At 61.4% G+C, this 23,814-nt stretch carries 20 protein-coding genes and 1 pseudogene; 8 read left to right on the top strand and 13 right to left on the bottom strand.

Going from position 1 to position 23,814, the window contains the following annotated elements; translation table 11 throughout:
• Nucleotides 1-8: 8 nt before the first annotated feature.
• From F2S13_RS14030 to F2S13_RS14015, 4 genes are all read right to left on the bottom strand, one after another.
• Complete coding sequence (locus tag F2S13_RS14030; protein WP_166361739.1) at nt 9-1,220, bottom strand: benzoate/H(+) symporter BenE family transporter; 1,212 nt, start codon at nt 1,218-1,220, stop codon at nt 9-11.
• A 19-nt stretch (nt 1,221-1,239) separates the two neighbouring features.
• Nucleotides 1,240-2,583 carry an MFS transporter gene (locus F2S13_RS14025; protein ID WP_166361737.1) on the bottom strand — a complete coding sequence of 448 codons (1,344 nt, stop codon included), beginning with the start codon at nt 2,581-2,583 and terminating at the stop codon, nt 1,240-1,242.
• Between the two features lie 381 nt (nt 2,584-2,964).
• Nucleotides 2,965-3,318 carry a BON domain-containing protein gene (locus F2S13_RS14020; RefSeq protein ID WP_166361735.1) on the bottom strand — a complete coding sequence of 118 codons (354 nt, stop codon included), beginning with the start codon at nt 3,316-3,318 and terminating at the stop codon, nt 2,965-2,967.
• A gap of 91 nt (nt 3,319-3,409) precedes the next feature.
• Complete coding sequence (locus F2S13_RS14015) at nt 3,410-3,721, bottom strand: hypothetical protein (protein ID WP_166361733.1); 312 nt, start codon at nt 3,719-3,721, stop codon at nt 3,410-3,412.
• Between the two features lie 420 nt (nt 3,722-4,141).
• Between F2S13_RS14015 and F2S13_RS14010 the strand changes: the two genes are divergently transcribed.
• Genes F2S13_RS14010 through mvaD form a run of 3 tightly spaced genes read left to right on the top strand, consistent with a single transcriptional unit; the run spans nt 4,142 to nt 7,438 of the window.
• Nucleotides 4,142-5,374 carry a hydroxymethylglutaryl-CoA reductase gene (locus F2S13_RS14010; RefSeq protein ID WP_166361731.1) on the top strand — a complete coding sequence of 411 codons (1,233 nt, stop codon included), beginning with the start codon at nt 4,142-4,144 and terminating at the stop codon, nt 5,372-5,374.
• 4 nt (nt 5,375-5,378) lie between these two features.
• Nucleotides 5,379-6,443 carry a mevalonate kinase family protein gene (locus F2S13_RS14005; protein ID WP_166361729.1) on the top strand — a complete coding sequence of 355 codons (1,065 nt, stop codon included), beginning with the start codon at nt 5,379-5,381 and terminating at the stop codon, nt 6,441-6,443.
• Nucleotides 6,440-7,438, top strand: a complete 999-nt coding sequence (gene mvaD, locus F2S13_RS14000; RefSeq protein WP_281354550.1) for a diphosphomevalonate decarboxylase — start codon at nt 6,440-6,442, stop codon at nt 7,436-7,438. Before F2S13_RS14005 ends, mvaD begins: the two co-directional genes overlap by 4 nt.
• Before the next feature lie 69 nt (nt 7,439-7,507).
• Here the strand turns inward: mvaD and ggt are convergent, their stop codons facing one another.
• Nucleotides 7,508-9,235, bottom strand: a complete 1,728-nt coding sequence (gene ggt / locus F2S13_RS13995; RefSeq protein WP_166361725.1) for a gamma-glutamyltransferase — start codon at nt 9,233-9,235, stop codon at nt 7,508-7,510.
• Nucleotides 9,236-9,428: 193 nt separating this feature from the next.
• On the opposite strand from ggt, the gene F2S13_RS13990 reads away from it, so the two are divergent.
• Nucleotides 9,429-9,875: a cupin domain-containing protein gene (locus F2S13_RS13990; protein WP_166361723.1), complete on the top strand. Its 447-nt coding sequence runs from the start codon at nt 9,429-9,431 to the stop codon at nt 9,873-9,875.
• A 69-nt stretch (nt 9,876-9,944) separates the two neighbouring features.
• Here the strand turns inward: F2S13_RS13990 and F2S13_RS29825 are convergent, their stop codons facing one another.
• Nucleotides 9,945-10,700, bottom strand: a complete 756-nt coding sequence (locus F2S13_RS29825; protein WP_425500231.1) for a methyl-accepting chemotaxis protein — start codon at nt 10,698-10,700, stop codon at nt 9,945-9,947.
• A gap of 102 nt (nt 10,701-10,802) precedes the next feature.
• Nucleotides 10,803-11,771: pseudogene (locus F2S13_RS29820) on the bottom strand (PDC sensor domain-containing protein); the annotation flags it as partial.
• A gap of 519 nt (nt 11,772-12,290) precedes the next feature.
• Between F2S13_RS29820 and F2S13_RS13980 the strand changes: the two are divergent.
• Both F2S13_RS13980 and F2S13_RS13975 read left to right on the top strand, forming a co-directional pair.
• Nucleotides 12,291-13,025: a DUF899 domain-containing protein gene (locus F2S13_RS13980; protein WP_166361719.1), complete on the top strand. Its 735-nt coding sequence runs from the start codon at nt 12,291-12,293 to the stop codon at nt 13,023-13,025.
• A gap of 184 nt (nt 13,026-13,209) precedes the next feature.
• On the top strand, nt 13,210-13,692 hold the full coding sequence (locus F2S13_RS13975; protein WP_166361717.1) for a GNAT family N-acetyltransferase: 483 nt from the start codon (nt 13,210-13,212) through the stop codon (nt 13,690-13,692).
• Here F2S13_RS13975 and F2S13_RS13970 read toward each other — a convergent pair.
• A complete protein-coding gene (locus F2S13_RS13970) occupies nt 13,689-14,180 on the bottom strand; it encodes a GFA family protein (RefSeq protein ID WP_166361715.1) in 492 nt (163 codons plus the stop codon). The genes F2S13_RS13975 and F2S13_RS13970 overlap by 4 nt on opposite strands.
• Before the next feature lie 126 nt (nt 14,181-14,306).
• Nucleotides 14,307-15,215, bottom strand: coding sequence for a hypothetical protein (locus tag F2S13_RS13965; protein WP_166361713.1), 909 nt, complete (start codon nt 15,213-15,215; stop codon nt 14,307-14,309).
• A 401-nt stretch (nt 15,216-15,616) separates the two neighbouring features.
• Between F2S13_RS13965 and F2S13_RS13960 the strand changes: the two genes are divergently transcribed.
• Together F2S13_RS13960 and F2S13_RS13955 are read left to right on the top strand one after the other, a co-directional pair.
• On the top strand, nt 15,617-16,243 hold the full coding sequence (locus F2S13_RS13960; protein WP_166361711.1) for a response regulator transcription factor: 627 nt from the start codon (nt 15,617-15,619) through the stop codon (nt 16,241-16,243).
• An 8-nt stretch (nt 16,244-16,251) separates the two neighbouring features.
• Nucleotides 16,252-19,554 carry a transporter substrate-binding domain-containing protein gene (locus tag F2S13_RS13955; RefSeq protein ID WP_166361709.1) on the top strand — a complete coding sequence of 1,101 codons (3,303 nt, stop codon included), beginning with the start codon at nt 16,252-16,254 and terminating at the stop codon, nt 19,552-19,554.
• Here F2S13_RS13955 and feaR read toward each other — a convergent pair.
• From feaR to paaN, 4 genes are all read right to left on the bottom strand, one after another.
• Nucleotides 19,545-20,459: a transcriptional regulator FeaR gene (gene feaR, locus F2S13_RS13950; protein WP_166361707.1), complete on the bottom strand. Its 915-nt coding sequence runs from the start codon at nt 20,457-20,459 to the stop codon at nt 19,545-19,547. The genes F2S13_RS13955 and feaR overlap by 10 nt on opposite strands.
• A gap of 78 nt (nt 20,460-20,537) precedes the next feature.
• On the bottom strand, nt 20,538-21,461 hold the full coding sequence (gene paaX, locus F2S13_RS13945; protein WP_166361705.1) for a phenylacetic acid degradation operon negative regulatory protein PaaX: 924 nt from the start codon (nt 21,459-21,461) through the stop codon (nt 20,538-20,540).
• Between the two features lie 46 nt (nt 21,462-21,507).
• Nucleotides 21,508-22,104: a phenylacetic acid degradation protein PaaY gene (paaY, locus tag F2S13_RS13940; RefSeq protein ID WP_166361703.1), complete on the bottom strand. Its 597-nt coding sequence runs from the start codon at nt 22,102-22,104 to the stop codon at nt 21,508-21,510.
• Nucleotides 22,105-22,106: 2 nt separating this feature from the next.
• On the bottom strand, nt 22,107-23,798 hold the full coding sequence (gene paaN, locus F2S13_RS13935; RefSeq protein WP_166361701.1) for a phenylacetic acid degradation protein PaaN: 1,692 nt from the start codon (nt 23,796-23,798) through the stop codon (nt 22,107-22,109).
• Nucleotides 23,799-23,814: the final 16 nt, after the last annotated feature.

Below are 23,814 nucleotides of genomic sequence, written 5' to 3'. Positions count from 1 at the left end.
GGACTGGATCAGCGCGCCGCCTCCCCGGCGCTGCGCGGTTGGCTGGCACGCGTGGGCCGCCGCGCACTCAGCAGCAGGTGCGCGGCCATGCCGAAAATCAGCCCCCAGAACGCCGCGGACAGACCGAACAAGGACATGCCCGAGGCCGTGGTGAGAAAGGTCACCAACGCCGCTTCGCGGTCGTTGGGTACGGCCATCGCACCTGCCAGGGCACCGGCAATGGCGCCGAACAGGGCCAGGCCCGCCAGGGCGGCGATCAGCTCTTTGGGAAAAGCCGTGAACAGCGAAACCAGGGTGGCGCCGAAGATGCCCAGCACCAGGTAGCAGAGGCCACCGACGACACCGGCGACATAGCGTTTGCCCGGATCTTCGTGGGCTTCGCGCCCGGTGCAGATGGCCGCGGTAATCGCCGCCAGATTGAGGCCATGGCAACCGAAGGGAGCCAGCAGCGCCGTGCCCAGTGCACTGCTGGCGATGATCGGGCTGGCCGGCGTGGCGTACCCCGAGGCACGCAAAACCGCCATGCCCGGCACGAACTGCCCGGTCAGCGCCACCATCACCAGCGGCAAGGCAATGTTCAACGCCGCGGCAAGGCTGAACTGCGGGGTAATCCACACAGGCGTGGCCAGGCCAATGACCAGGGCCTCGCTGTGCAATTGCCCCGTGAACATGGCAATCGCGCAACCCACCACCAGCACCGCCATCACCGCGTAGCGCGGCAGCAGCCGTTTGCACACCAGGTAGGTGGCGAACATCGCCAGCACCAGCACTGGCTGGCCTTGCAATGACACGAACAGACCCGTGCCGAACCTGAACAGGATCCCCGCCAGCATGGCCGCGGCAATGGCCCCGGGCAGCTTGCCGATGATGCGGTCAAAGGCGCCCGAGATACCGACCACAAAGATGATCAGGCTGCTGAGCAGATAGGCGCCGACCGCCTCATTCATCGAAATCCCCGGCAACAGCGTTACCAGCAGGGCCGAGCCCGGTGCTGACCAGGCGATGATCACCGGCACCCGGTAACGCAGGCTCAGGCCAATCCCCAACAGCGCACTGCCGATGGAAATAGCCCAGACCCAGGACGACAGCAGCTCCTGGGAGAGCTGCGCGGTTTGCGCCGCCTGGAAGATGATCACCAGCGGCCCGGCATAAGAGATCACCGTGGCGATGAAGCCAGCGACCGCGGCAGACAGGGAAAAATCGCGCAGCAGACCTTTCATCAAACAGCTCCTTATGGACTCAGGCCTGGGCCGCCGAAAGCGGCGCGGCAATCGTGGCTGCGCGGCGCTGGTTGCTGATGGCGAACAGGGTCATGGCGATGGCGGCCACCGCGCCCGGCAGGGCAAAGGCCATGAAGTTGAGTTGCAGGGGCAGACTGATGCCCAGCAGCGCACCGCCCAGCAAGGGGCCGACAATGGCGCCGTTACGACCGATGCCCGATGCCCAGCCAAGCCCCGTGGAGCGAATGGCCATGGAGTAGAACTGCGCCGCGCAGGCATACAGCAGGATTTGCGAACCGATGGTGGTGGCACCCGCAATGGCGATCAGTCCATACAGCACAGGAGTCGGACTCTTGAAACCGAGCAAGGTGATCGACACCGCGGCAATGGCGAAGAACACCGCCAGTACCCGTGGCAGATTGAGCTTGTCCCCCAACACCCCGCCGCCCACCGCACCAAAGATCGCGCCGAAGTTCAGCACCAGCAGGAAGGACAGGCTCGAGCCCAGGCTGTAACCGGCGTTGGCCATGAGTTTCGGCAGCCACGAGCTCAAGGCATAGACCATCAACAGGCAGCAGAAAAACGCCAGCCAGAGCATCAGCGTGCGCATGGCGCGGCCTTCGCGAAACAGCTGCAACACCGGTGTGCCGGTGCCCTTCACTTCTGCCATGTTCAGGTTATCGCCGGCCTGGGCGACATAGTTGCCGTCGACGCGCTGCAAGACCTTGCGCGCCTCGTCATTGCGCCCCTGGCGCAGCATGAAGCCCACCGACTCGGGCAGGAAGTACATGATCAAAGGCAACAGCAGCAGCGGCAGCCCCGCCACGTAAAACACCGCCTGCCAGCCGAAGCTGGGGATCAGCACAATGCCCAGGCCAGCCGACAACATGCCACCCACCGAGTAGCCGCTGAACATGATGGCAACCAGGGTGCTGCGGATTTTCTTCGGCGCGTACTCGTTCATCAGCGCCACTACGTTGGGCATTACCCCACCAATGCCCAGGCCGGCAATGAACCGGCAGATGCCAAAGCTGGTCGGGCTGCTGGCAAAGCCATTGATCACGGTGAAGCCACTGAAGAGCATCACGCAAAGGGTGATGGTTTTCTTGCGCCCGATCCGGTCCGACAACGGTCCGAAAAACAGTGCACCGAACATCATGCCGAACAGCGCATAACTGCCCAGCGCCCCGGCCTCCAGCGGGCTCAGGCCCCACTCTTTCATCAGCGTCGGCAAGACCACGCCATAGATCACCAGGTCATAGCCGTCGAAGATGATGATCAGGGCACACCAGAACAGCACCATCCAGTGAAAGCGGTTGAAGCGCGCGTTGTCGATCACCTCATGTACATCGATGTTTCGCATGGCATCGGTCTCTTGTTGTTATTTTTTTTGCTTGTTTGATTTGCTTCGTGCTGTCGTGGCCGATTGTTGCGCGCCATGCACAGCACTGTTACGCGGGATGCAATTGCAGGGTATGGAGGTGGCGCGCGGGGCAATATCCGCTTTGTGCAGATCGCTATCCGTTTTGTGCAGGGGGTGGTGCGGGAGGGAATTGCAGGTGTGCAACCGGGGCTGGCTGCGATGGAGACGGGGCTGCGTTAACCCTCGTTCCCACGCTCTGCGTGGGAATGCAGTACCAGACGCTCCGGCGTCAACGAATCTGAGCTCGACGCAGAGCGTCGTCCGATGCATTCCCACGCAGAGCGTGGGAACGAGGAGTAGAGCGTGGGAACGAGAAGGTTATTATGATTTGTCGTCTGGTTTGCCTGACGATTGCGACCGATACTCACGGCTTTCTTCGGCGTCGGGTGCCTCGGGAAAGCTACCCGGTGTGATCATGTGGGTCTGCAAGTCACTGGCATCGACGTCGATGACGCCATGCACCGAGTGGGCTCGACTTATGGCCTGTTCACACTGCTTATGGGTGGTGACGCGGCCGCTCAACGTCACCCTGCCGGCATGGGTCTTGACCGTGATATGCAGGTTGCGGGTCGGTTCGGACAATGCCAGGGCTGACTTCACCTTGGCGGTAATCCAGGTATCGTGGAAGACCATTCCCAGATCGTGGGAATAATGTTGGAAGGATTGGTTTTTCATCGCAGGACCCTCTTTCGCGTAAGTCCTATTGGCTGTGCCGCCTTGTGCCCATCGCGCGCGAAAACGCAGCGAAAATACGAGCACAGGTTAATTATAGTGCGGCTGGGGCCGGGGGGCAGAGACCCAGGAGCGATGGGTCGGGCATGTCACACTCGAACGTGATCCAGCCGCCATCCGGGGTGGCCTCGCCGCGGGCAATCGGGCCGTGATAGGTCAGGCCCTGGCTCAGTGTGACGCACATATGGGTGGGCTCATCGGGGGCGGCCAGTTTACCGGTGAAGTGCACTTTCATCACGCCTTCGGTCACGGTTTCCAGGCCAATGGCCACCTTTTCATTGTCGACCGCCTCGGCCTGATCACCCTCTTCGGCGCTGATAGTTACTGTGGCTATGTCTTGGTACATGCTGGAACTCCATTGACAGATGATCGGTGCCGGACACCGACAATCCGTCAGGGTAAAGCACAGGCCAGGCAAAGACCATGCGCCAAGGGATTTCCGTATTTTTGGGTCGATGATTGGAAAATGTCCTGATTACCCTCGCCCCCCCTCAAGTTAATTATCAGACTCGGCACTTTGCTCACGGCACACCACGGTCGGCGTAGCCGCTGCCGCAGGCTGCGCTCGCGTGCGAAGCAGGCGCAGGATTTCAAGATCGCCGGGGAGCCCCTGCGGGACTCCAGCGCAGCCTGCGGCAGCGGCTACAGATTCCCGCCAGCCCGACAACCGGTACCAATACCTATCATTTCTGCCAGTACCCCTTCCGGCCTATCTATAGCAGCATCACTGCAGAGTTGGCACGCCAACGCCTCCGAGTCCGCAGCCATGCAATCATCCCCTGACGCCACCAACGATCATTGGGTCAATGCGCTGATCAAAGGCGACATCCGCCTGCATCAGCTACCGGACGACCTGCCCTGCAACGAAGCCGCGCGCATTCGTCGTGAAGCGCTGCAACATTTGACTCATGCCTCGCTGCAAGCTACCGGCAATTACACATTCGACCCACGGCACGCCAAGTGCGAAAACTTCATCGGCGCCACGCAGATTCCTGTAGGGGTGGTTGGCCCCTTGCTCGTTAATGGCCAACACATCTGCGCTCAGGAACCGATCTACGTGCCAATGGCCACCACCGAAGGTGCTCTGATCGCCAGTATCGCCCGTGGTTGCAGCGCGCTGCGGGCTGCCGGTGGAGCAATCGTGCGCGTCGAGGATGTGGGCATTACCCGTGCCCCGGTCTTCCGTTCCAGCGGCATCGTGCAGACTCAGGAGTTTCTGAACTGGATCAACGAGCACTACCAGAACATCAAGGATGAGTGCGAGGCACAAAGCCGTTACCTCAAGTTGCTGGACATTACGCCGGCCGTCGTTGGTACATCGATTTACCTGCGTTTCAGGTTCAGCAGTGGCGATGCCATGGGCATGAACATGGCAACCCTGGCGTGCGATCGAGTGATCGCTAGTTTGATCGTGCCAGGCACTGGCGTGCAGTGCATCAGCATCTCGGGTAATCACTGTGTTGATAAAAAGCCGGCCGCCATCAACTTTCTCAATGGCCGGGGCAAACGCATCTTTGCCGAGGTTTGCCTCAGTGCCGACACCTTGCTCAAGACCCTGAAAACCCGGGCCGAGCCGCTTTGCGAGGTGCAGTACAGAAAGAACCTGCTGGGTTCGATCATGGCCGGAGCAAGCGGCTTCAATGCACACCACGCCAATATGCTTTCAGCGTTTTTTATCGCGACGGGCCAGGATGTCGCGCAGGTTGCGGAAAGCGCCATGGGGATTACCTGCATCGAAGCACGTGAAGATGGCGCGGTGTATGCCTCGGTATTGTTGCCCGATACCCCGCTGGCGACGGTTGGAGGCGGTACAGGCCTGTCCACGCAACGCGAGGCCCTGGCATTGCTGGGCATCAACCCCGGCGCCAGGGCGCCCGGTGTCGACACCCTGCGCCTGGCGGAAATCCTGGGGGCACTCGTCCTGGCTGGCGAGCTGTCGATCATGGCAGCGCAGGCTGCTCACCATCTGGCGCAGGCTCACGAGCGCCTGGGGCGTTGACGCCATGGTCGCAACCCAGGTGCAGGCCCACGCGCCTGCCAAGATCATTCTGATGGGCGAGCACGCCGTTGTTCACCATTGCCCTGCGGTGGTGGCGACCCTGGGTCTGTATTGCCACGTTCAGATACAACCGAGAAATGCGCAACTGGTAGAACTGTGTATGCCGGATGTGGACATCCATCGCTGCTACTCACGTCAGTCCGTACTGGATTACACCCTGCAGACACGAAAAGCGTGGCAGAACTATGTGCGCAATCCTGTTGCCAGCGCCTTTGCAGCGCTAAGGGGCCAGCAAACCGATCATCTGGTCAAATGCGCGATTGGCGAAACACTCCTGCACCTGGGGCCTGAATATGCGCAAGGGATGAAGGTCACCGTCCGTTCCGACATACCGGTTGGCGCAGGCCTGGGCAGTTCGGCAGCACTGGCAGTGTCCATTCCAGCCGCGATCATCAGCCACCTGAGTCGCCAGCCCGAGGCTGCGGTGGTTCAGTACCTGGCACGCAAGATCGAGCAGCGCCAGCATGGCCTGCCATCGGGTGTCGATCACCGGACTATTTTGCACGGGGGTATTGTGCGGTTCAGCCCCGACGCCAGCGGCGACCTCGCCCTGTCGAGTCTGCCCAATGCAAGGCTTGTCTTGAACGATCTGCGGATTTACACCACCGGTACCGCCAATGAGAGCACGGGCGCGGTCGTTACCAGCGTCCGGCAGAAACTGGCGGGTCGCAACAACCCCCTGCTGTCGAGAATGCGCCGAACCACCGAAGCATTCATTTCACTGCTGCAAGGACAACGTTGTGATCGTGCTCAGCTTTACTCCCTCATTAGTGAATACCAGCGCTCGCTCGAACAGCTGGGCGTCGTACCCGACCCCGTTCAATCCTTGATTCGGTACATTGAAGAGGCCGGTGGCGCGGCAAAGGTCAGCGGTGCGGGAGCATTATCCGGATCATCTGCCGGGGCCCTGCTGGTGTTCGGACCGATAGCCGTCACGGACTTGTTGCAGGACCTCCCCATGCTCACGGCAACCATTGCCGTCGACGGGCTGTCAGTGGACCGTCCATGAGCTCAGTCAGTGTGAGCTCACCCAGCAATATTGCGCTGATCAAGTATTGGGGGATGAGTGACGCCGAACAGACGTTTCCCGTCAACGCCTCGCTCTCGATGACGCTGAGTCGCTGCATAAGCACCTGCACATTGGAAACGCTGGATTGCGAGGCCACTGATGAGGTTTGGTGGAAAGGCGAAGATGGCCTGCTCGTACCCGCAAACGGCCCCATGCGCAAGGGGATATCCCAACACGTATTGCGCCTGCGCCATCACTTCGATTTCTGGCAGCCACTGCGCATCATCACCGCCAATACCTTTCCAACCGGTGCAGGCATCGCATCTTCGGCCTCGGGCTTTTCTGCCCTGGCACTCGCATTCGCTTCCCTTTGCGGCCAGGCACCCTCCACCGATCTTCTGAGCGCTCTGGCTCGTCTCTCCGGCTCAGGCTCAGCCGCTCGCTCCGTACTGGGCGGGTTCGTGCAATGGCCAGGCGATCCCGGTGATTTGCAAAGCCCGCCTCGACAGTTTGCGCCTCCTGATCATTGGCCTCTGCACGACCTGATCGCAGTGGTCGATCCTTCACCCAAATCGGTAAGTTCGCGGGAGGGCCATCGCCGCGCACTCAGCAGCCCCCACTTCCCGACACGCCAGAAACTGCTGCCCGAGCGCCTGAAGAATCTCCAGCAGGCCATTCTGGCGCAGGACTTTGCAGCCTTTGCCGATGCGGTCGAATGTGAAGCCATTGAGCTGCACATGATCGCCATGACGTCCGTCCCGCCTGTTTTCTACTGGCAGCCGGCAACGCTTGCGGTTTTTTATCACGTGCAGCAATTGCGCCGTGACGGACTCCAGGTATGCGCCACCTTCGATGCAGGGCCCAACATTCATGTGCTCTGTACGCCAGTACATCAGCCTGCCGTATCGGAGGCGCTGAGAAATCTGCCCGTTATTCGGCAACTGATTCCGGATCGAATTGGGGATGGGCCGTCCATTACAGAGATTCAACTGTAGTCATGAGAGCGGCACAGAGGATAAAACTGCGCCGCTCCACAAGTCCCGGCATCAGGACTTTTCTCTCACTCAATACCCCAGCGAAAGCCCCGTATTGCGCCGTGGATCGTTCGCCCCATAGAAACGGTTCTTGCCCACCGGCTTGCCGCCCAGCGAAGGCGCGCCGACCAGAATCGCCGCAAGGTGGTTGGCGTCTTGCGGAACCGTGAACTTGTGCCCCCAGCCTTCGAGGATCTTCAGGGTATCGGGGCTGACGGCGAATCGTTCCAGGTTGGTCTCTTCAGGCAACCACTGCTGGTGGAAGCGCGGTGCATCGACCGCTTCCTGGATGTTCATGCCGTAGTCGATCACGTTGAGCATGGTCAGCAGGGTCGCGGTAATGATCCGGCTGCCGCCCGGGGTGCCGACGACCATCACGACCTTGCCGTCCTTGGTGACGATGGTCGGGCTCATGGAAGACAGCGGCGCCTTGCCCGGGGCGATGGCGTTGGCTTCGCCCTGTACCAGGCCATACATGTTGGGCACGCCCACCTTGGAGGTGAAGTCGTCCATTTCGTCGTTGAGAATGACCCCGGTCTTGCTGGCCATGACCCCGGCGCCGAACCAGTCGTTGAGGGTGTAGGTCACCGAAACCGCGTTACCCCACTTGTCGACGATCGAATAGTGCGTGGTGTTGCTGCCTTCGTGAGGCGCCACGCCAGGTTTGAGCTCGCTGGAAACGGCGGCCTTTTGCGGGTTGATGGCAGCGCGCAGTTTCGTCGCGTAGTTCTTGTCCAGCAGGTGCGCTATGGGGTTCTTGACGAAATCGGGGTCGCCCAGGTAGCTGTTGCGGTCGACATAGGCATGGCGCATGGCCTCGATCTGATAATGCAGCCCCTGCGCCGAGTGAAAGCCCAGGTCAGCCAGCGGGTAACCTTCGAGGATGTTCATGATTTCGCAGATGATCACCCCACCCGAGCTCGGCGGCGGCGCCGAGACAATGTGGTAGCCGCGGTAGTCGCACTCGATCGGCGCCATTTCGCGGGTCTGGTATTTGTCGAGGTCGGCCTGGGTGATGATGCCCTTGCCGGCCTGGCTGGAATCAACGATGGCCTTGGCAACCCAGCCCTTGTAGAAGCCGTCGGTGCCCTTCTCGGAAATTTCCCGCAGGGTCTTGGCCAGGTCTTTTTGTACCAGCTTCTGGCCGGGCTGCATCGGCTCGCCATTGCTCAGGAAAATCGCGCCGGAGTCCTGCATGTCCTTCTTGAAGACGTCTGTCGCGGTTTCGAGCAGATCGACATCGCCCTGCTCCAGCACGAAGCCGTCTTCGGCGTACTTGATGGCCGGTGCGATGACGTCGGCCCGCTTCATCGTGCCGTACTTCTTGAGCGCCAGCTCCATGCCCGACACGGTCCCCGGCACACCGACGGCCAGGTATCCCCTGGTGCTCAAATCGGGGACGACATTGCCATCCTTGTCCAGGTACATGTTCGCTGTGGCCGCCAGCGGCGCCTTTTCGCGGAAGTCCAGGAAGGTCTTGCGGCCATCGGCCAGCTGGATCGTCATGAACCCACCACCGCCCAGGTTACCCGCCGCCGGGTAAACCACCGCCAGCGCATAACCGACCGCCACGGCGGCATCCACGGCGTTGCCGCCGTCCTTGAGCACATCCACGCCGACGCGGGAGGCCAGGTGCTGGGCCGTGACCACCATTCCATTCTCGGCGGCAACCGGAGCCTGGGATGCCGCCTGGGCACAGGAGCAGGCAATCGTCAGGGCCGTTGCTAACAATGATTTGGCAAGGGGTTCGAAAGTCATAGGTCGAGTCTCTTGTTATTCGATAAAAGTGCGTCAATGCACAAAGCCGACAGCCCATAGACTGTAGGACAGTTTTGGCGCGCCTGACCCACTAAAGCGCAGCTTTGCGCTTGACCTGAATTTTCCAGCGTGGGGTTTGCGCCAGGTGTACGCTCAATAACTACAGCACGGACTCTTGCCGCGGAGGTCCATCATGCGAACCGTTCACATCATCGAGGCGGATAAAACGCCCGAGCCGGTCAAGGTAGTGGGTGAAAAGGTCACTATTCTCGCCGGCGGAGATACCACCAAGCCTTTCGAAGTGCATATTCAGGAGGGCATCCAAGGCGGCGGGCCACCCCCGCACTTTCACCCCTGGGACGAGGCGTTCTACGTATTGGATGGCCAGGTCGAGGTGACCGTGGAGGGCAAGTCCACAACCGTAACCACCGGAGGTTACGTGCATATCCCCGCTGGAACCGTACATGCCTACAAGAACCTGAGCACCACCGCCAAAATTCTCGGCATTGTCTCGGATTCCAGAGGCGGCAAGTTTTTTGCTGCCGTGGATCAACTCAAAGTCCCTGAAGACCTGCCGCGAATAATGGAGATCGCCGAGCAGTACGAGCTCAGGTTTCTGGTGCCCACCAACGCCGAGTAAACTCGCATCCGGCGCTGTCTTCACGGATTGCTGGAGCCCTCTGGCGGGCTCCAGGTGCAGCGTTGCTCATCAGACGCGGAACTGATCCATCAGGCTCTGCTGCTGGTTGGCCAGGCTATTGAGGGACTGGCTGACCCGCGCCGATTCGTTGGCTTGCCCTGAGAGCGACTCAGTGACATCGCGGATGGCCGCCACGTTGCTGTTGATCTCCTCGGCAACGGCACTTTGCTGCTCGGCAGCGCTGGCAATCTGCAGGTTCATGTCCGAGATCACCGTGACCGCTTCGCCAATTCGCTTCAGTGCGGTCGCCGCCTGGTTGACATGCTCGACACTGTTTTGTGCCTGGAGGTGGTTCTTGCTGATGGAACTGACGACCTCCTGCGTACCATTCTGCAAATGCTCGATGACCAGCCGGGTCTCTTCGACCGACTCCTGGGTACGGCGTGCCAGATTGCGCACTTCATCGGCCACGACGGCAAACCCTCGCCCCGCCTCACCTGCGCGGGCAGCTTCGATGGCCGCATTGAGTGCCAGCAGGTTGGTTTGCTCGGCGATGGCCCGAATGGCTTCCAGCACCGAACCGATTTTTTCACTGCTGGTCGCCAGGCCTTCGACCTGAATCATCGCCGAGCTCATGTCGGCTGCCAGATTATCGATACTGTCAGTCGTCTGGCCGATCACCTTGAGGCCTTCGCGTGTCGCCACATCGGCATCTCGGGCTGCATGGGCGGCTTGAGCTGCGCTGCGGGCGACATCCTGGGCGGTGGCACTCATTTCATTGGACGCAGTGGCGACCTGATCCACCTGACTGTACTGCTGCTGCATGCCGGCGCTTGTCCGAGTGGCGATGCCGGCGGACTGGTCGGCAGTGTTGCGCGCATCCTGTACCGAGCGTTTCACGTCGCCGATGATGGGCTGCAGCTTGTCGAGAAAACGGTTGAACCAACTGGCCAACTGACCCAACTCATCGCGTTTGGCATAGTCCAGGCGACGGGTGAGATCGCCCTCGCCGCTGGCAATGTCTTCGAGCATGCGCGCAACGCCGAGGATGGGACGGGTCACGCTGCGGGCCATCAACCAGATCAGCAACAAACCGGCGATCGCGGCCAGAATGCCCAGGCCCAGTTCGATCTTCATGCCGTCGGCACTGCGCTGGTCGAGCTGCGACTTGAGTACTTCTGCGGGCCCCACCAGCGCCTTTTCCGGCACGTCCAGCAGCACACCCCAGGGCTTGCCATCCGGAATCGGCATGAACGAAGCGAGTACCTTCAAGCGTTGATCGGCATGCAGGCTTTGCACCCCGCTGCCGCCCGCCAGCAACTTGACGATTTCTGCGCCGTTGGCCGCGTCGACCTGATCGAGGCGTTTGCTCAGCTTGCTGGCATCCGGGCTGAAACCCGCCAGCAAGCCGGCCGGACTGATGATGCTGACAGCAGTCTGGCCGCTGTACAGGCTTTGACTGGCCTTCTGGCTGGCCGCTTGCAGACTGTTGAGGTTGATGTCGACCGACAGCGAGCCAATGAGCTTACCTTCCAGGAACAAGGGAAAGACGATGCTGGTCATCAAGACGTTCTGGCCATCGATCATGTAGAAATAGGGCTCGATGACGCAGGGCTTGAGTGTCGCGCGCGGGCAGGTGAACCACGCGTTGTTCGCTTCGCCGCTCGGGCCGATGCTGGTGTCGGCGATGTCTTTTTCAGGCAACGTCATGGAGGTCAGTTTGCCGGGGGTGGGCTGTGACCAGTACTGGGCAAAACGACCCTTTTCATTGCTGCCCAAATTGCTTTGGGTGAGAAAGAACTCGTCCTTGCCATCCAGCGCGTTGGGTTCGAACACCAACGAAATCCCGAGCAGATCCGGGTTGGCCTCGAGTGCGGACTTAATCTGGTGCGTCATGTCTTCGCGCACCACGAAGGCGTCGAGATAACGTTTCTCGGCCTGGTCGCGCAAAAACACGACCTGATGCGCAAAGCCCTTGCCGTACTGGTAGGCATCGATGAATTGACGACGAATCGTCAGCGCCTGCACGTCGCCCTGGGCCTCGATCCTCGATTGAGCCGACTCCTTGAGCATTTCCATGCTCGACTCTTTGACCAGCTGCGAACTGTGCTGCATGCGATACAGCGAGAGCCCCACCAACAGGGTAACGATTGCCGACAGACACAAACCGGCCAGCAGGGTGATTTTCCATTGAATGGAGAGCTGTCTGATCGACATGAAATTGCCTTTTGAAGGATAGAGAAAGCGGTATCCCTCGCTATCGACTGTCCAGATCGATTCTTTATCGGGGTGATCGAAAGCGGCGCCCCTGGGTATGCCTTTTGTCGCTTTTACACAAAGCCTTGTCACCGCTGTCGAATTCGATAGCCGCCAGACGACCAAAGGATAAGCGTCACCACCGAAGGAGAACCTGCCATGAGCACCGCAAAACCCACTGTGGTATCCCGAGAGCAATGGCTGCTGGCCCGCAAGCAATTGCTGCTGCACGAGAAGGCCTTCACCCACTACCGCGACGCGCTGAGCGCAGCCAGACGCGCCCTGCCCTGGGTCAAGGTCGACCAGAACTACATCTTCGAAGGCCCCGATGGGCGGCTGACCCTGGCCGACCTGTTCGCCGGGCGCAGTCAGCTGGCGGTCTATCACTTCATGTTTGCCCAGGGCTGGACCGAGGGATGCCCGGGGTGCTCGTTCCTGGCCGACCATTTCGACGGGGCCAACCTGCACCTGGCCAACCACGATGTGTCGCTGGTGGCGGTGTCCCATGCGCCCTTCGCCGAATTCCAGGCGTTCAAGCGGCGCATGGGCTGGCAGTTCACCTGGGTGTCATCCCATGGCAGCTCGTTCAATGAAGACTTTCAGGTGTCGGCCAGTGCCGAGCAACTTGATGCGGGTACGTTCACCTACAACTACGAAGCCAATAGCGGTCAGGAACGCGAGTTGCCGGGGCTGAGCGTGTTTTACCGCGATGATGCCGGTGAGATTTACCACACCTATTCGACCTATGCCCGTGGGTTGGACATTCTGGTGGGGGCTTACAATTTCCTCGATTTGATGCCTCTGGGCCGTAATGAGGGTGGGACCATGGATTGGGTGCGGCACCATGACAAGTATGAGGGGGCCAGGGTTGGGGAGCAGAGTTGCTGTCATTGACGGCCGCTGCGGCCGATCGCGGGCAAGCCCGCTCCCACAGGGTTGAGCGTTGTATATTCCCTGTGGGAGCTGGCTTGCCAGCGATGAATTCCACACAAAACTTACGAATGCAGCGAAAATCGACAAGCCCCCCAAGGCCCTGTAGCTTCTGCATCGACCGCATCAACCCCCGAGGGAGTTCCACTTGAATCTGACCATTCGCCCGGCCACGCCTGCCGACGCCGCGCAGATCCTGGCGTTCATCACTGAGCTGGCCATCTACGAAAAAGCCGAACACGAAGTCGTCGCCACGGTCGCCGACATCGAAAAGAGCCTGTTCAGTGCGGACGCCACCGCCAAGGCCCTTATCTGCTGCCAGGGCGACCTGCCGATCGCCTTCGCCGTTTATTTCTTCAACTATTCCACCTGGCAGGGCCGCAACGGGCTGTACCTTGAAGACCTGTACGTTTCCAACGAACACCGCGGCTGTGGCGCGGGCAAGCTGTTGCTGCGTCACCTGGCCCGCGTGGCCTGCGACAGCGGCTGCGGCCGGTTCGAATGGAGCGTGCTGGACTGGAACCAGCCCGCCATCGACTTCTACCACTCGATTGGCGCACAGCCTCAGGCCGAGTGGGTGCGCTACCGCATGGACGGTGAAGTGCTGCGCAACTTTGCCTATTCCGATTAAGGGCGGCTGAGCCCCAACCGCTCATGCCACTGGGCGATGGACTCTTCGGGGTATTCGCCGAACTGTTTATCGCCCCGGTGCGCATCCACCTCCACCCAGTCGGGCTTGTAGTCGAGCATCAGGTGCGTGTGCTCCGGCGGTACTGGCAGCGGCGTATCGATGACCGAGGCGAAGGGATGGATCAATTCGGGCCACTCCGGGCTGAACAGCCACAGTGCACTGCCGCATTCCTTGCAGAAATGCCGTTCGGCGCTGCTGGTGTGGGCGCGACGCTGCCCTTCGCTTCTGATTTTGGCGTGATAGACGGTGATGTGCTTGCTGCCGCGCACTTTGAGGCTGTTGGCGTCACCGGCAAGGTTGATGGAGTAGCCACCGCCGCCCTGTGTCTTGCGGCAGATCGAGCAGTAACAGCGTTGGTAGGGGTATGGGTGGGCGCTGGTCAGGCTGAAGCTGACGGCGCCGCAGTGGCAGGAGCCTTCGAGTTGCATGGGTAACCCTCCTGATCCTCGTTCCCACGATTGCAATCAATGCATGAACAAGGCAATCAGGATGATCACCGGAATTGGCACACCCAGCATGAACAAGAGTAATGAGCGCATGATAATTCTCCAGTATCAACGAACGGGAGCACTGACGTAGTCGTCAACGACCACGATCACTGCATCGCGACTACGACCGCCCCAGGTTGCCGCAAGGCTTGCACAGAACGCCCCGCACAACAGTGCGACGAACATCCACAAGGCCGTCCATGCCGCTGCTTTTGCAGCTTGGTCAGCAGCTTCCCTGGCCGCCGCTTTTGCGCTGTCCATCGCCTGGCGGGCCTGGGTGAAGACCTGGTCCACTCGTTGTTCGGCCTGGGCCGGGGTCAGGTTGGTGCGCTGGCTGACCAGTTGCGCCACCCAGGTTTTGTCTTCGCTGCTCAATTGACCGTCGTTGCCCAGAGACTTGGCCATGATGCGCGTGACCATGGCATCGGAGGCATCATCGCTGACCGCTGCGTTGGTATCGCTGCGAAACAGGGTATCGACGAAATAGCCGTAGGGTTCGGCTTTGCTGGCAGCGGCCGTGGTCGCTGCGCCTGCGGTACCGGCCACGACGCTTGCCCCCGCCTGCACACCGCCACCTATCATGCTGCTGACCGATCCGGCCACCAGGGTCGCGGTCACCAGGGTCGCAATGGCCCAGGCCAGAAAACCATGGGCTGTGTCACGGAAGAAGACCTCGTCGGTATGCACACTCGCCCATTTGACCCGTAACCGGCCTGCCAGGTAGCCGCCAAGACCCGAAGCGACGATTTGGGTAACGGCCAGCCAGACGATGGTTGAAATGCCCAGGGCCTTTGCGCTCACACCACTGCCCGCCCACGGCGACACCACCGCAAAACCGAGCCCGAAGCCGAGCAGGATGAGAATCAGCGATAACGCCGCCGCGCCAGCAGCGCCAGCCAGTATCGCCGCCCATGAGACACCGGAGTGGTTTTCCACTTCGGCGCTGTACAGATGCGTTTCGGAATTTGTAATCATTATTGTCGAGCTCCCGTCATCAACAGTGGGTGTTGAGAGGGAGGGGTGCATGGGCTGTGCCATCCCCAGGGATCGAAAAAGCCTCGCCGTTTCAAAAGGTTGCACAAGGCAAAAAAAAGCATCGTCATGCAAAGTGCATGATTCAAAGGGTCTGCCTCAGGCTTTCTGCATCCTCTCCCGAAGCGCACCTGCGAGCGTCGAAAGCAACAACTTGAAGCCTTTTTTTGCTGTTCACGCCATTTCCCTGTCAGAAAATTCTGATATCGCAGCGTAATTTTTCATCACTTCTATACTTCCGATACTCAATCCAACTGTTTCGACTTATCGTTGGAAACCTCCTCGGGCAATCGGAGGTACTCCCTCTCCAGGACACAACCACAGTAATGCCAAGGACTTCTGTAATGCATAAGGCGCTGATCGTCGATGACCATCCGGTGATCCGGCTCGCGGTAAGAATGTTGCTCGAACGCGAACAACTCGAGGTTGTCGGTGAAGCCGACAATGGCATCGATGCTCTGCAGATGGTGCGCAACCTGGCCCCCGACCTGGTTATCCTGGATATCGGCATCCCCAGATTGAACGGCCTGGAAGTGATCGCCCGGCTCAAGCACCTGCCGATCACCCCCCGCGTTCTGGTATTGACCGGGCAATCGGCCAGCCTTTACAGCAAGCGCTGCCTGCAAGCCGGTGCTTCGGGCTTCATCACCAAAAGCGACGACCTGAGCGACCTGGTTGCAGCACTGCACGCCGTGAGAAAGGGCTATGCCTACTTTCCCGACCTGAGTTTCTCGACTTCGTCCAACGACAACCTGCTGCTCAGCGAAGAGCAACTCTTCGGGCGCCTCTCGGACCGGGAAGTGCAAGTGCTGAAGATGCTCGCCGACGGCTGCAAGAACAAACAGATCGGTGAAGAAATTCATTTGAGCCCCAAGACCGTGAGCACCTACAAGACCCGGATCATGGCCAAGCTCAACGTGAAGTCGATGGTGGAAATGCTCGACCTGGCCAAACGCCTGACGGCCTCGTGAGTTGTCCCATGCATGCCTACCTGTTCATCGCCCTGATCACGCTCGGCATCCAGGGCATCGCCCCGCCTGCCCTGGCTGAGCCTGCGCAACCCCGACACTTGCTCGCCCGCTCGATGACCGACAGCAGGCCCGCACTGGCCAGCGCCGACCAGCTGTGGCTTGCGCGCAAGCAGGTGCTGCGCCTGGGCACCTCGGCCCCCGATTATCCGCCCCTGGACATCACCATCAGCGAGTCCGACTACGAAGGCCTGACCGCCGACTATGCCGGCCTGCTCGGCGATATGCTCGGGGTACGCATCGAAGTCTTGCGCTATGCCAACCGTGCCGAGGCCATCGAAGCCCTGCATGCCGGACAGATCGACCTGCTGGGCAGCGCCAACACCTTTGAAGTCGCCGATGCGGACCTGATCCTGAGCCTGCCCTATGCCGATGACCAGCCGGTGATCGTCACCCCCGTGGGCAAGACCCGCGATGCCGACGACCCGCTCGACGGCATCGACCTGGCCATGGTCGATCATTACTTGCCGCACGCGGAGGTCCAGGCCCTCTACCCCAATGCCCGCCTGCACCTGTACCCCTCGATCCAGAACGCGATTGCCGCCGTCGCGTTTGGCCGCGCCGACGCTTACCTGGGCGACGCCATCAGTTCCGACTACTTGATCAGCAAAAACTTCCTGGGCAGTGTCCAGCTTTCACATTTCATCAAGCGCGAGCAGAAGGCCTACGCCTTTGCCCTCAAACGCGATAACCCGACCTTGCTGCGGGTCATCGACGCTGCCCTGCACAGCATCAGCGACAGCGATCGTCTGAGCATTCTGCGGCGCTGGAGCGGTGGCAGCACCAGCATGCTGCTCAGCCGCACGGCCCTGCAGTTCAGCCAGGCCGAACGGCAGTGGATCGACAACCACCCGGTGGTGCGCGTGGTGATCAACGACAGCTATGCACCGCTGACGTTTTACGATGACGATGATCGCTTTCGCGGTATTACCGCTGACGTGCTGGAGCAGATCAGCCTGCGCACCGGCTTGAAGTTCGAGGTCAGTACCGCACGGTCGGTGCAGGCGATGATCGATCAGGTCCGCAGCGGCAAGGCCGACATGATAGGCGCCCTGAGCCGCAGCAATGCCCGCCAGCAAGACCTGAGCTTTACCCGGCCCTACCTGGCCAACTCCTATGTGCTGATCAGCAGTACCCGCAGCGACAGCCCGCAAGGCATCGAGCAGATGCAGGGCAAGCGCCTGGCCGTGATCCGTGGCACGCCGTTGATGCACTACCTCTCGCAGCATTATCGGCAAGTGCAGCTGATCGAGGCAGAAGATGCCCTCGATGCCATGGAAATGGTGGTGCGCAATCGCGCCGATGCCGCGCTCAACACACAGATCAGTGCCAACTACTTCGTCAGCCGTCTGTTCAAGGACCGCCTGCGGATCGTCTCGACCCTGGGCAATACGCCGGCGACCTCGGCGTTTGCCACCGCGACGGGCTCGACCGAGCTGCTGTCGATCCTGGACAAGACCCTGCTGAGCATCCCCCCCGACGAAATGACGCAACTGGCCAACCGCTGGCGCACCAATGCCGTGATCAGCGACAGCCTGTGGCGCAATTACCGCACCTTGATCCTGCAGATCGTGATCGGCGCGGGGCTGCTGTTGCTGGCTTTCGTGGTCTGGAACGTCTACCTGCGCAAGTTGATCAAGGAGCGCGCCCTGGCCGAACAGGCCCTGGAAGTCCAGCTCAACGAACGCAAGCGCCTGCTCGAAGCGCTGCATGTGGCCAAGGACCAGGCAGACGAGGCCAGCCGCGCCAAGACAACCTTCCTGGCGACCATGAGCCACGAGATCCGCACACCGATGAATGCGGTCATCGGCATGCTCGAAATCGCCATGAAAAAGGCCGACCAGGGTCAACTCGACCGCTTCGCCTTGCAGGTCGCGTTCGACTGCGCCAAGGGTCTGCTCGAGTTGATCGGCGATATCCTCGACATTGTCCGCATCGAGTCCGGCCACATGAGCCTGAACCCTGTGCCTGCCGAACTGCCGCGCCTGATCGAAGCCACGGCGCGCGTGTTCGAGGGCAACGCCCGGCACAAGGGTCTGCGCCTGCAGCTCGATATCCAGCCCGACCTACCCTCCTGGGTGCTGCTCGACCCGCTGCGCTTCAAGCAAGTACTGTCGAACCTGTTGAGCAATGCGATCAAATTTACCGACCGTGGCACCGTCCGTCTCACACTGGAAGGCGCCCTCCAGGGCGAAACCGACTCCGACCGACAACACCTGAAGATTCGCCTGAAGGTCGAAGACACCGGCATAGGCATTACCGCCCAGGACCAGGCGCGCTTGTTCAACCCCTTCGCCCAGGCCGCCGGACAGCCGTCGCGCCATGGCACGGGACTGGGGCTGGTAATCTGCCGGACGCTTTGCGAAATGATGGGCGGCAAGCTGACCCTGAGCAGCGCCCTGGGCCTGGGAACCCGCGTCGAAATCGCCTTGACCCTGCCATTGGTCGCAGCCCCCATGGCCTCTGCCACAGCGACGCCCGAGGCGTCGGACATGGCCACGGCGGCGTTGAGGATCCTGGTGGTGGACGACTATCCGGCCAACCTGATGCTGCTGGAAAAACAACTGAGCTTTCTCGGCCACAGCGTCAGCCAGGCCGAAGATGGCGCCCTCGGTTTGCAAGCCTGGCTTGCCCAACCGTTCGACGTGATCATCACCGACTGCAACATGCCGGTGCTGGACGGCCACGAACTGACCCGCGCCATTCGCGCCCATGAACGCGAACGTGGCCTGGTACCCTGTCTGATCCTCGGGTTTACCGCCAACGCCCAGGCCAGCGAGCGCGAGCGCTGCATGGCTTCGGGCATGAACGACTGCCTGTTCAAACCGATCGGGCTGGCCGAACTTGGCCGCCATCTGCAGACGTCTCCGGCGGCCAACACAGAACCGCCACCCCTGGCGCACACGGAGAGCGATTTCAGTTTCGACAATCTCAGGCAACTGACCCTGGGTGATCCGGCCTTGATCGAGCGCCTGCTCAAGGAACTGACTCGCAGCAATCAGCAGGAGCTTCTGGCGCTGCAGGCCTACCGGGGCGGCGAAGACCTCGAAGGCCTCGCGGATCTGGTGCACAAGATCAAGGGCGGCGCGCGCATGGTCAAGGCTCGTACCGTGGTCGGCCACTGCGAGCAGCTTGAGCAGGGTGTCAGCGCAGGCCTGGCGACGAGCGAAATCCGCTCATTGATCGCCACCCTCGAAAGCAGCCTGCAAGCCCTCGGCAATCGTCTGCTGCAGCACCAGCAGGCTCAGGCGTAGCGTTTGCGGTATTCACCTGGCGAAACGCCAAAGCGCCCCTTGAACGCTGTCGAAAAGTAGCTCGAATCGGTGAAGCCCCACGAATAGCCCAGCGCGGAGAGCTTCTGTTCCGCGCCGAACTGGCGCAGGGACTCGGCGCAGAAATCCAGGCGCCGGTTCTTGATGTATTGCGCCACCACCAGGCCCTTCTTGGCGAACAGGCGATAGAGCCCGCGCACCGACACCCCCACTTCCCTGGCCAGGAGCTCCGGGCAGAGTTCCTCGCTGCGAATATGCTGGTCGATGAAGTCCAGGGTCTTGCGCATGATGCGCTCGTGGGGGTCGACCTCTTCCTGGGTACGGCCAATGGCCGGGCGCAACAGGCTGACGATGGCTTCCAGGGTTGCTTCGCTTTCCGCAAGACTCAGGGTGGGCTGGCGGGTGGTTTCCATGATCAAGCGATGCGACAGCACGGCAATCGGCGAGCTGGCGCTGATCTTCTCGCCGCAACGCACCCGGGAAAAACGCAGTGCCTGCTCGACCATGTCATGGGGCAGGATCAGCGACAGCTGCCGGGAGTTGTCGCTGTAGGTGAAATCACAGGGCCGGTCGGCATCGATCAGGGTGATGTCGCCGCTGCCCAGTACCACCTGACGATCGTCCTGGGCCATCGCCGCGCTGCCGTCGAGCTGGAACACCGCGAAGTATTTACCACCTTCGCCGGCCGCCAATTCGCGCTCACTGCGATACAGCCGGGCCTGGCGGGCATCGACGAAACTGGCCTTCAGCGCTCCGCTCTTGAATTCGCGGATGTCGCCGCAGAATTGCGAGCCCAGCGCCTGGGCATCGAACGCCCCACAGATCCGGTTGATGCTGTGGAGCCAATGATCGAGCCGTTCATGGTTTAGTGCGGCAGAACTCATCATCGCCAACCTCTCGCGCCTATGCGCTGTTTTTATTTTTAACGCCCTGTTTTCCTGAACCCTGTGCTCCCTGCGCTCAGTTCATTTCAACCCGCCGAACCGCCGATAGAAACTTTCGCCCACATCCGGCAACGGACCGTCGGCGGTTTCCAGGGCGGTGCCCAGCCATTGTTCGGCCTTGGCATGGATCAGGCGGTAGATATTGCGGCACAGCTGCCGTGCGGCACGGCCTTCCCAGTCGCCCGGGAGCAGTTCGTCCGGCAACTGGGGGTCGCGCAGGAGCAATTTGCGGTACTCGTGAATCAGCAGGATGCGTGCCAGGAAGCAATCCTCCGGCGACAGCTGCTCCTGCTCGCGCAGTGCTTGCCAGAGCGGGCGGAACAGCTGGATGAATTCACTGTAGTGGGCCGCCAGTTCTTCGATGTTCCAGCTCTCGCGCACCTGCATGCGCAAGGCCTTGGAGGCCAGCACGTCCTGGGCGGTGGTCTCGAACAGGATGGTCTCTTCCTGCACGCCCAGGTCGACCAGGGTGGCATTGACGTCACTGCGGTCGGCACGGGGGCAGGCAAGAATCACCGGCGAAATCGCGCCGAAACCCTGCCATTCCAGTTCTTCGCGAACCTGCTTGCGCTTGTCGGCGGGCAATTGGGTAAGCATGGCCAGGCACCAGGAGCCGTCCCAGGCCTGGGGCGCGCTGCTGTAGACCCGCTTGAAGGCCTTGTCGAAACGACGCCTGCCGGTGCCGGTCAGGCTGTAATAACTGCGTCGCCCGACCTTTTCGGCGGTCAGCCAGTTTTCCTTGGTCAGGCGGAAGATCGAGGTGCGGATCAGCCGTTCGTTGATGCCCATGGGCTCGAGCAACTGGATCAGGCTGCCCAGCCACACCGTTCCCCCATGGGGCTCGATCGCATCGCCATAGAGGGTGATGATCAGCGAACTGGCGCGAATCGGCGTCTGTTGCTGAAAGCGGGTGATCAGGTAATTCAGTGGCGTTAGGGACGACATGGGCGTTCCGGACAGGAAAAAGGGGAAATATACCCGTTCTTGGGTCTCACGAAGAAGCAGCCTTGGGTCTAAAGCCACTGTCGCTGATCCGTGGCCGGTCGGGCTCTGGTTCCGCCAGCGGCTCGCACTCTTGCAAGCGGGTCAGGCAACGCTGGGCCAGCTCCTGATACTCACGAGTGCCGGCTTGCTTCCAGGCCACTTCCTGGTCGCTGAGCTGGCGCTTGATGATCGCCGGCGCACCCATCACCAGCGACTGCTCGGGGCAGGTGAAGCCGGCCTTGACGAAGGCCGTCGCCGAGACGATGGAGCGCGCGCCGATATGTGCCGCGTCCATCACCACCGCATTCATGCCCACCAGCGCATCGGCACCGATGCGGCAGCCGTGCAGCACGGCGCCGTGACCGATATGGCCATTGCGCTCGATCACCGTGTCGCTGTCGGGGAAGCCGTGCATCACGCAGGTGTCCTGCAGGTTCGCGCCTTCCTCGAGGATGATCCGGCCGAAGTCGCCGCGCAGGCTGGCCAACGGACCGACATAACAGTGGGCGCCGATGATCACGTCGCCGATCAGTACGGCCGAAGGGTGCACGTAGGCGGTCGGATCGATTACCGGGGTCAGGCCGTCGAGGCTGTAGCAGGTCATGCTTACTCTCCTGTGAGGGTCGCGTGCCGGCGACTTTGCACCACCACGAAACGCCTGGCAACGAAGGCCGCGTCGGTGATCGAAGCATTGGCCGCCGGGTTGCCGCCGGTGGCATGGAAATCACTGAAGGCCGCCGACTGGTTTACCAGCAAGCCGCCGTCGAAATTGATCGACAGCGCCACCGCCACGTCCAGCGCCAGCTGTTCGGCGCGCTCGATGACCGCGTCGTCGGTGGAGTAAACGCCCAGGGTCATGGCGCCCTTCTCTTTAATGACTTCACCGGCCAGCTGCAGGCTGTGTTCGGTGCTGTCGGTCGCCACGATGAAGCTGATCGGGCCGAAGCGTTCCTCGGCGAAGGCATCGCGCTGGCTGGCATCGACCTTGAGCAGCAGCGGTGTGCGCACCCGGGCCTCCGGGAATTGCGGGTGTACGCGGACCTGGCTGTCGAGCAGGATCTCGCCCAGATCGCGGCAGGCATCGACGCGCTCGAAGGTGACCTGCGACTGGATCGCCCCCAGCACGCCGCAAGCTCGGTCGTTGTCGCTGAGGAAGCCTTCGACGGCCTGGGCCAGGGTCTGGCACACCTGGTCGAAACTCAGCTGGCTGTCGCCGGCCTTGATCCCGGTGCGCGGTACATAGAAGGTTTGCGGCGTGGTGCACATCTGCCCGGAATACAGGCTGAGGGACAACGCCAGGTTACCGGTGGCGGCCTTGAGATCGGCAATGCTGTCGATGATGACGCTGTTGACGCCGGCCTTTTCGGTGAAGACCTGGGCCTGGCGGGCATTGTTTTCCAGCCAGTTGCCGAAGGCGTTGGAACCGGTGAAGTCGACCAGCTTGATTCGTGAATCCAGGGCCAGCACCTGGCTGACAGGTGCCTCGACCGTATCGACCACCAGGCTCACCAGCGCCGGGTCCAGGCCCAGCTCCGCCAACACCTGCTGGGCCACCTGGACGGTCATCGCCACCGGCAGGATGGCGGCCGGGTGCGCCTTGATCAGCACCGGGTTACCGGTGGCCAGGCTGGCGAACAGTCCAGGGTAAGTGTTCCAGGTCGGGAAGGTGGCACAGGCCACCACCAGCGACAGCCCGCGCCCGACCACATGCCACTGCTTGTCCAGCACCAGGGTCTGCTTGCCGACCGGCTTGTTCCAGCGCGCCGCATCCGGCACTTCGGCCATGGCCCGGCTGGCATAGGCCAGCGCTTCCAGGCCGCGATCCTGTGCGTGGGGGCCGCCGGCCTGGAACGCCATCATGTAGCCCTGGCCGGTGGTGTGCATCACGGCATAGGCCATTTCCGCGCTCAGGTCATTGAGCCGTGCCAGCATTTCCAGGCAAGCGCCGAGTCGCCCCTGGGCGCCAAGATCACGCCAGCTCGGCATGGCCTGGCTCATGCGCTCGAGCAGGGCCTCTGCGTCGTACTGGTCGTAGGTGATACCCAGATCGAAACCATAGGGCGAACGCTCCGCCCCCGCCCGGGACACCGCTGCCGGGCCCTGCAACTGGAAGTGCTTGCCCATCAGCGCCTGGAAGCCGGCCTCGGCACCCTGCACCTTTTCCTGCGGGTACTGCTTGATGTTCTCGGGGTAGGCCGACCAATGGCCGCGCTCGGCAATCGCCTGGACGGCGCGCTCGAGGGTCTGACGGTGATGTTCGAACAATTCGAGGGCAGCGTGACGAGGCGACATTGGCATGAAGGTGGTCCTTGAT

Source organism: Pseudomonas akapageensis, assembly GCF_011355085.1.
GTDB lineage: Bacteria > Pseudomonadota > Gammaproteobacteria > Pseudomonadales > Pseudomonadaceae > Aquipseudomonas > Aquipseudomonas akapageensis.
This window is presented reverse-complemented; position numbering and strand designations above follow the sequence as displayed.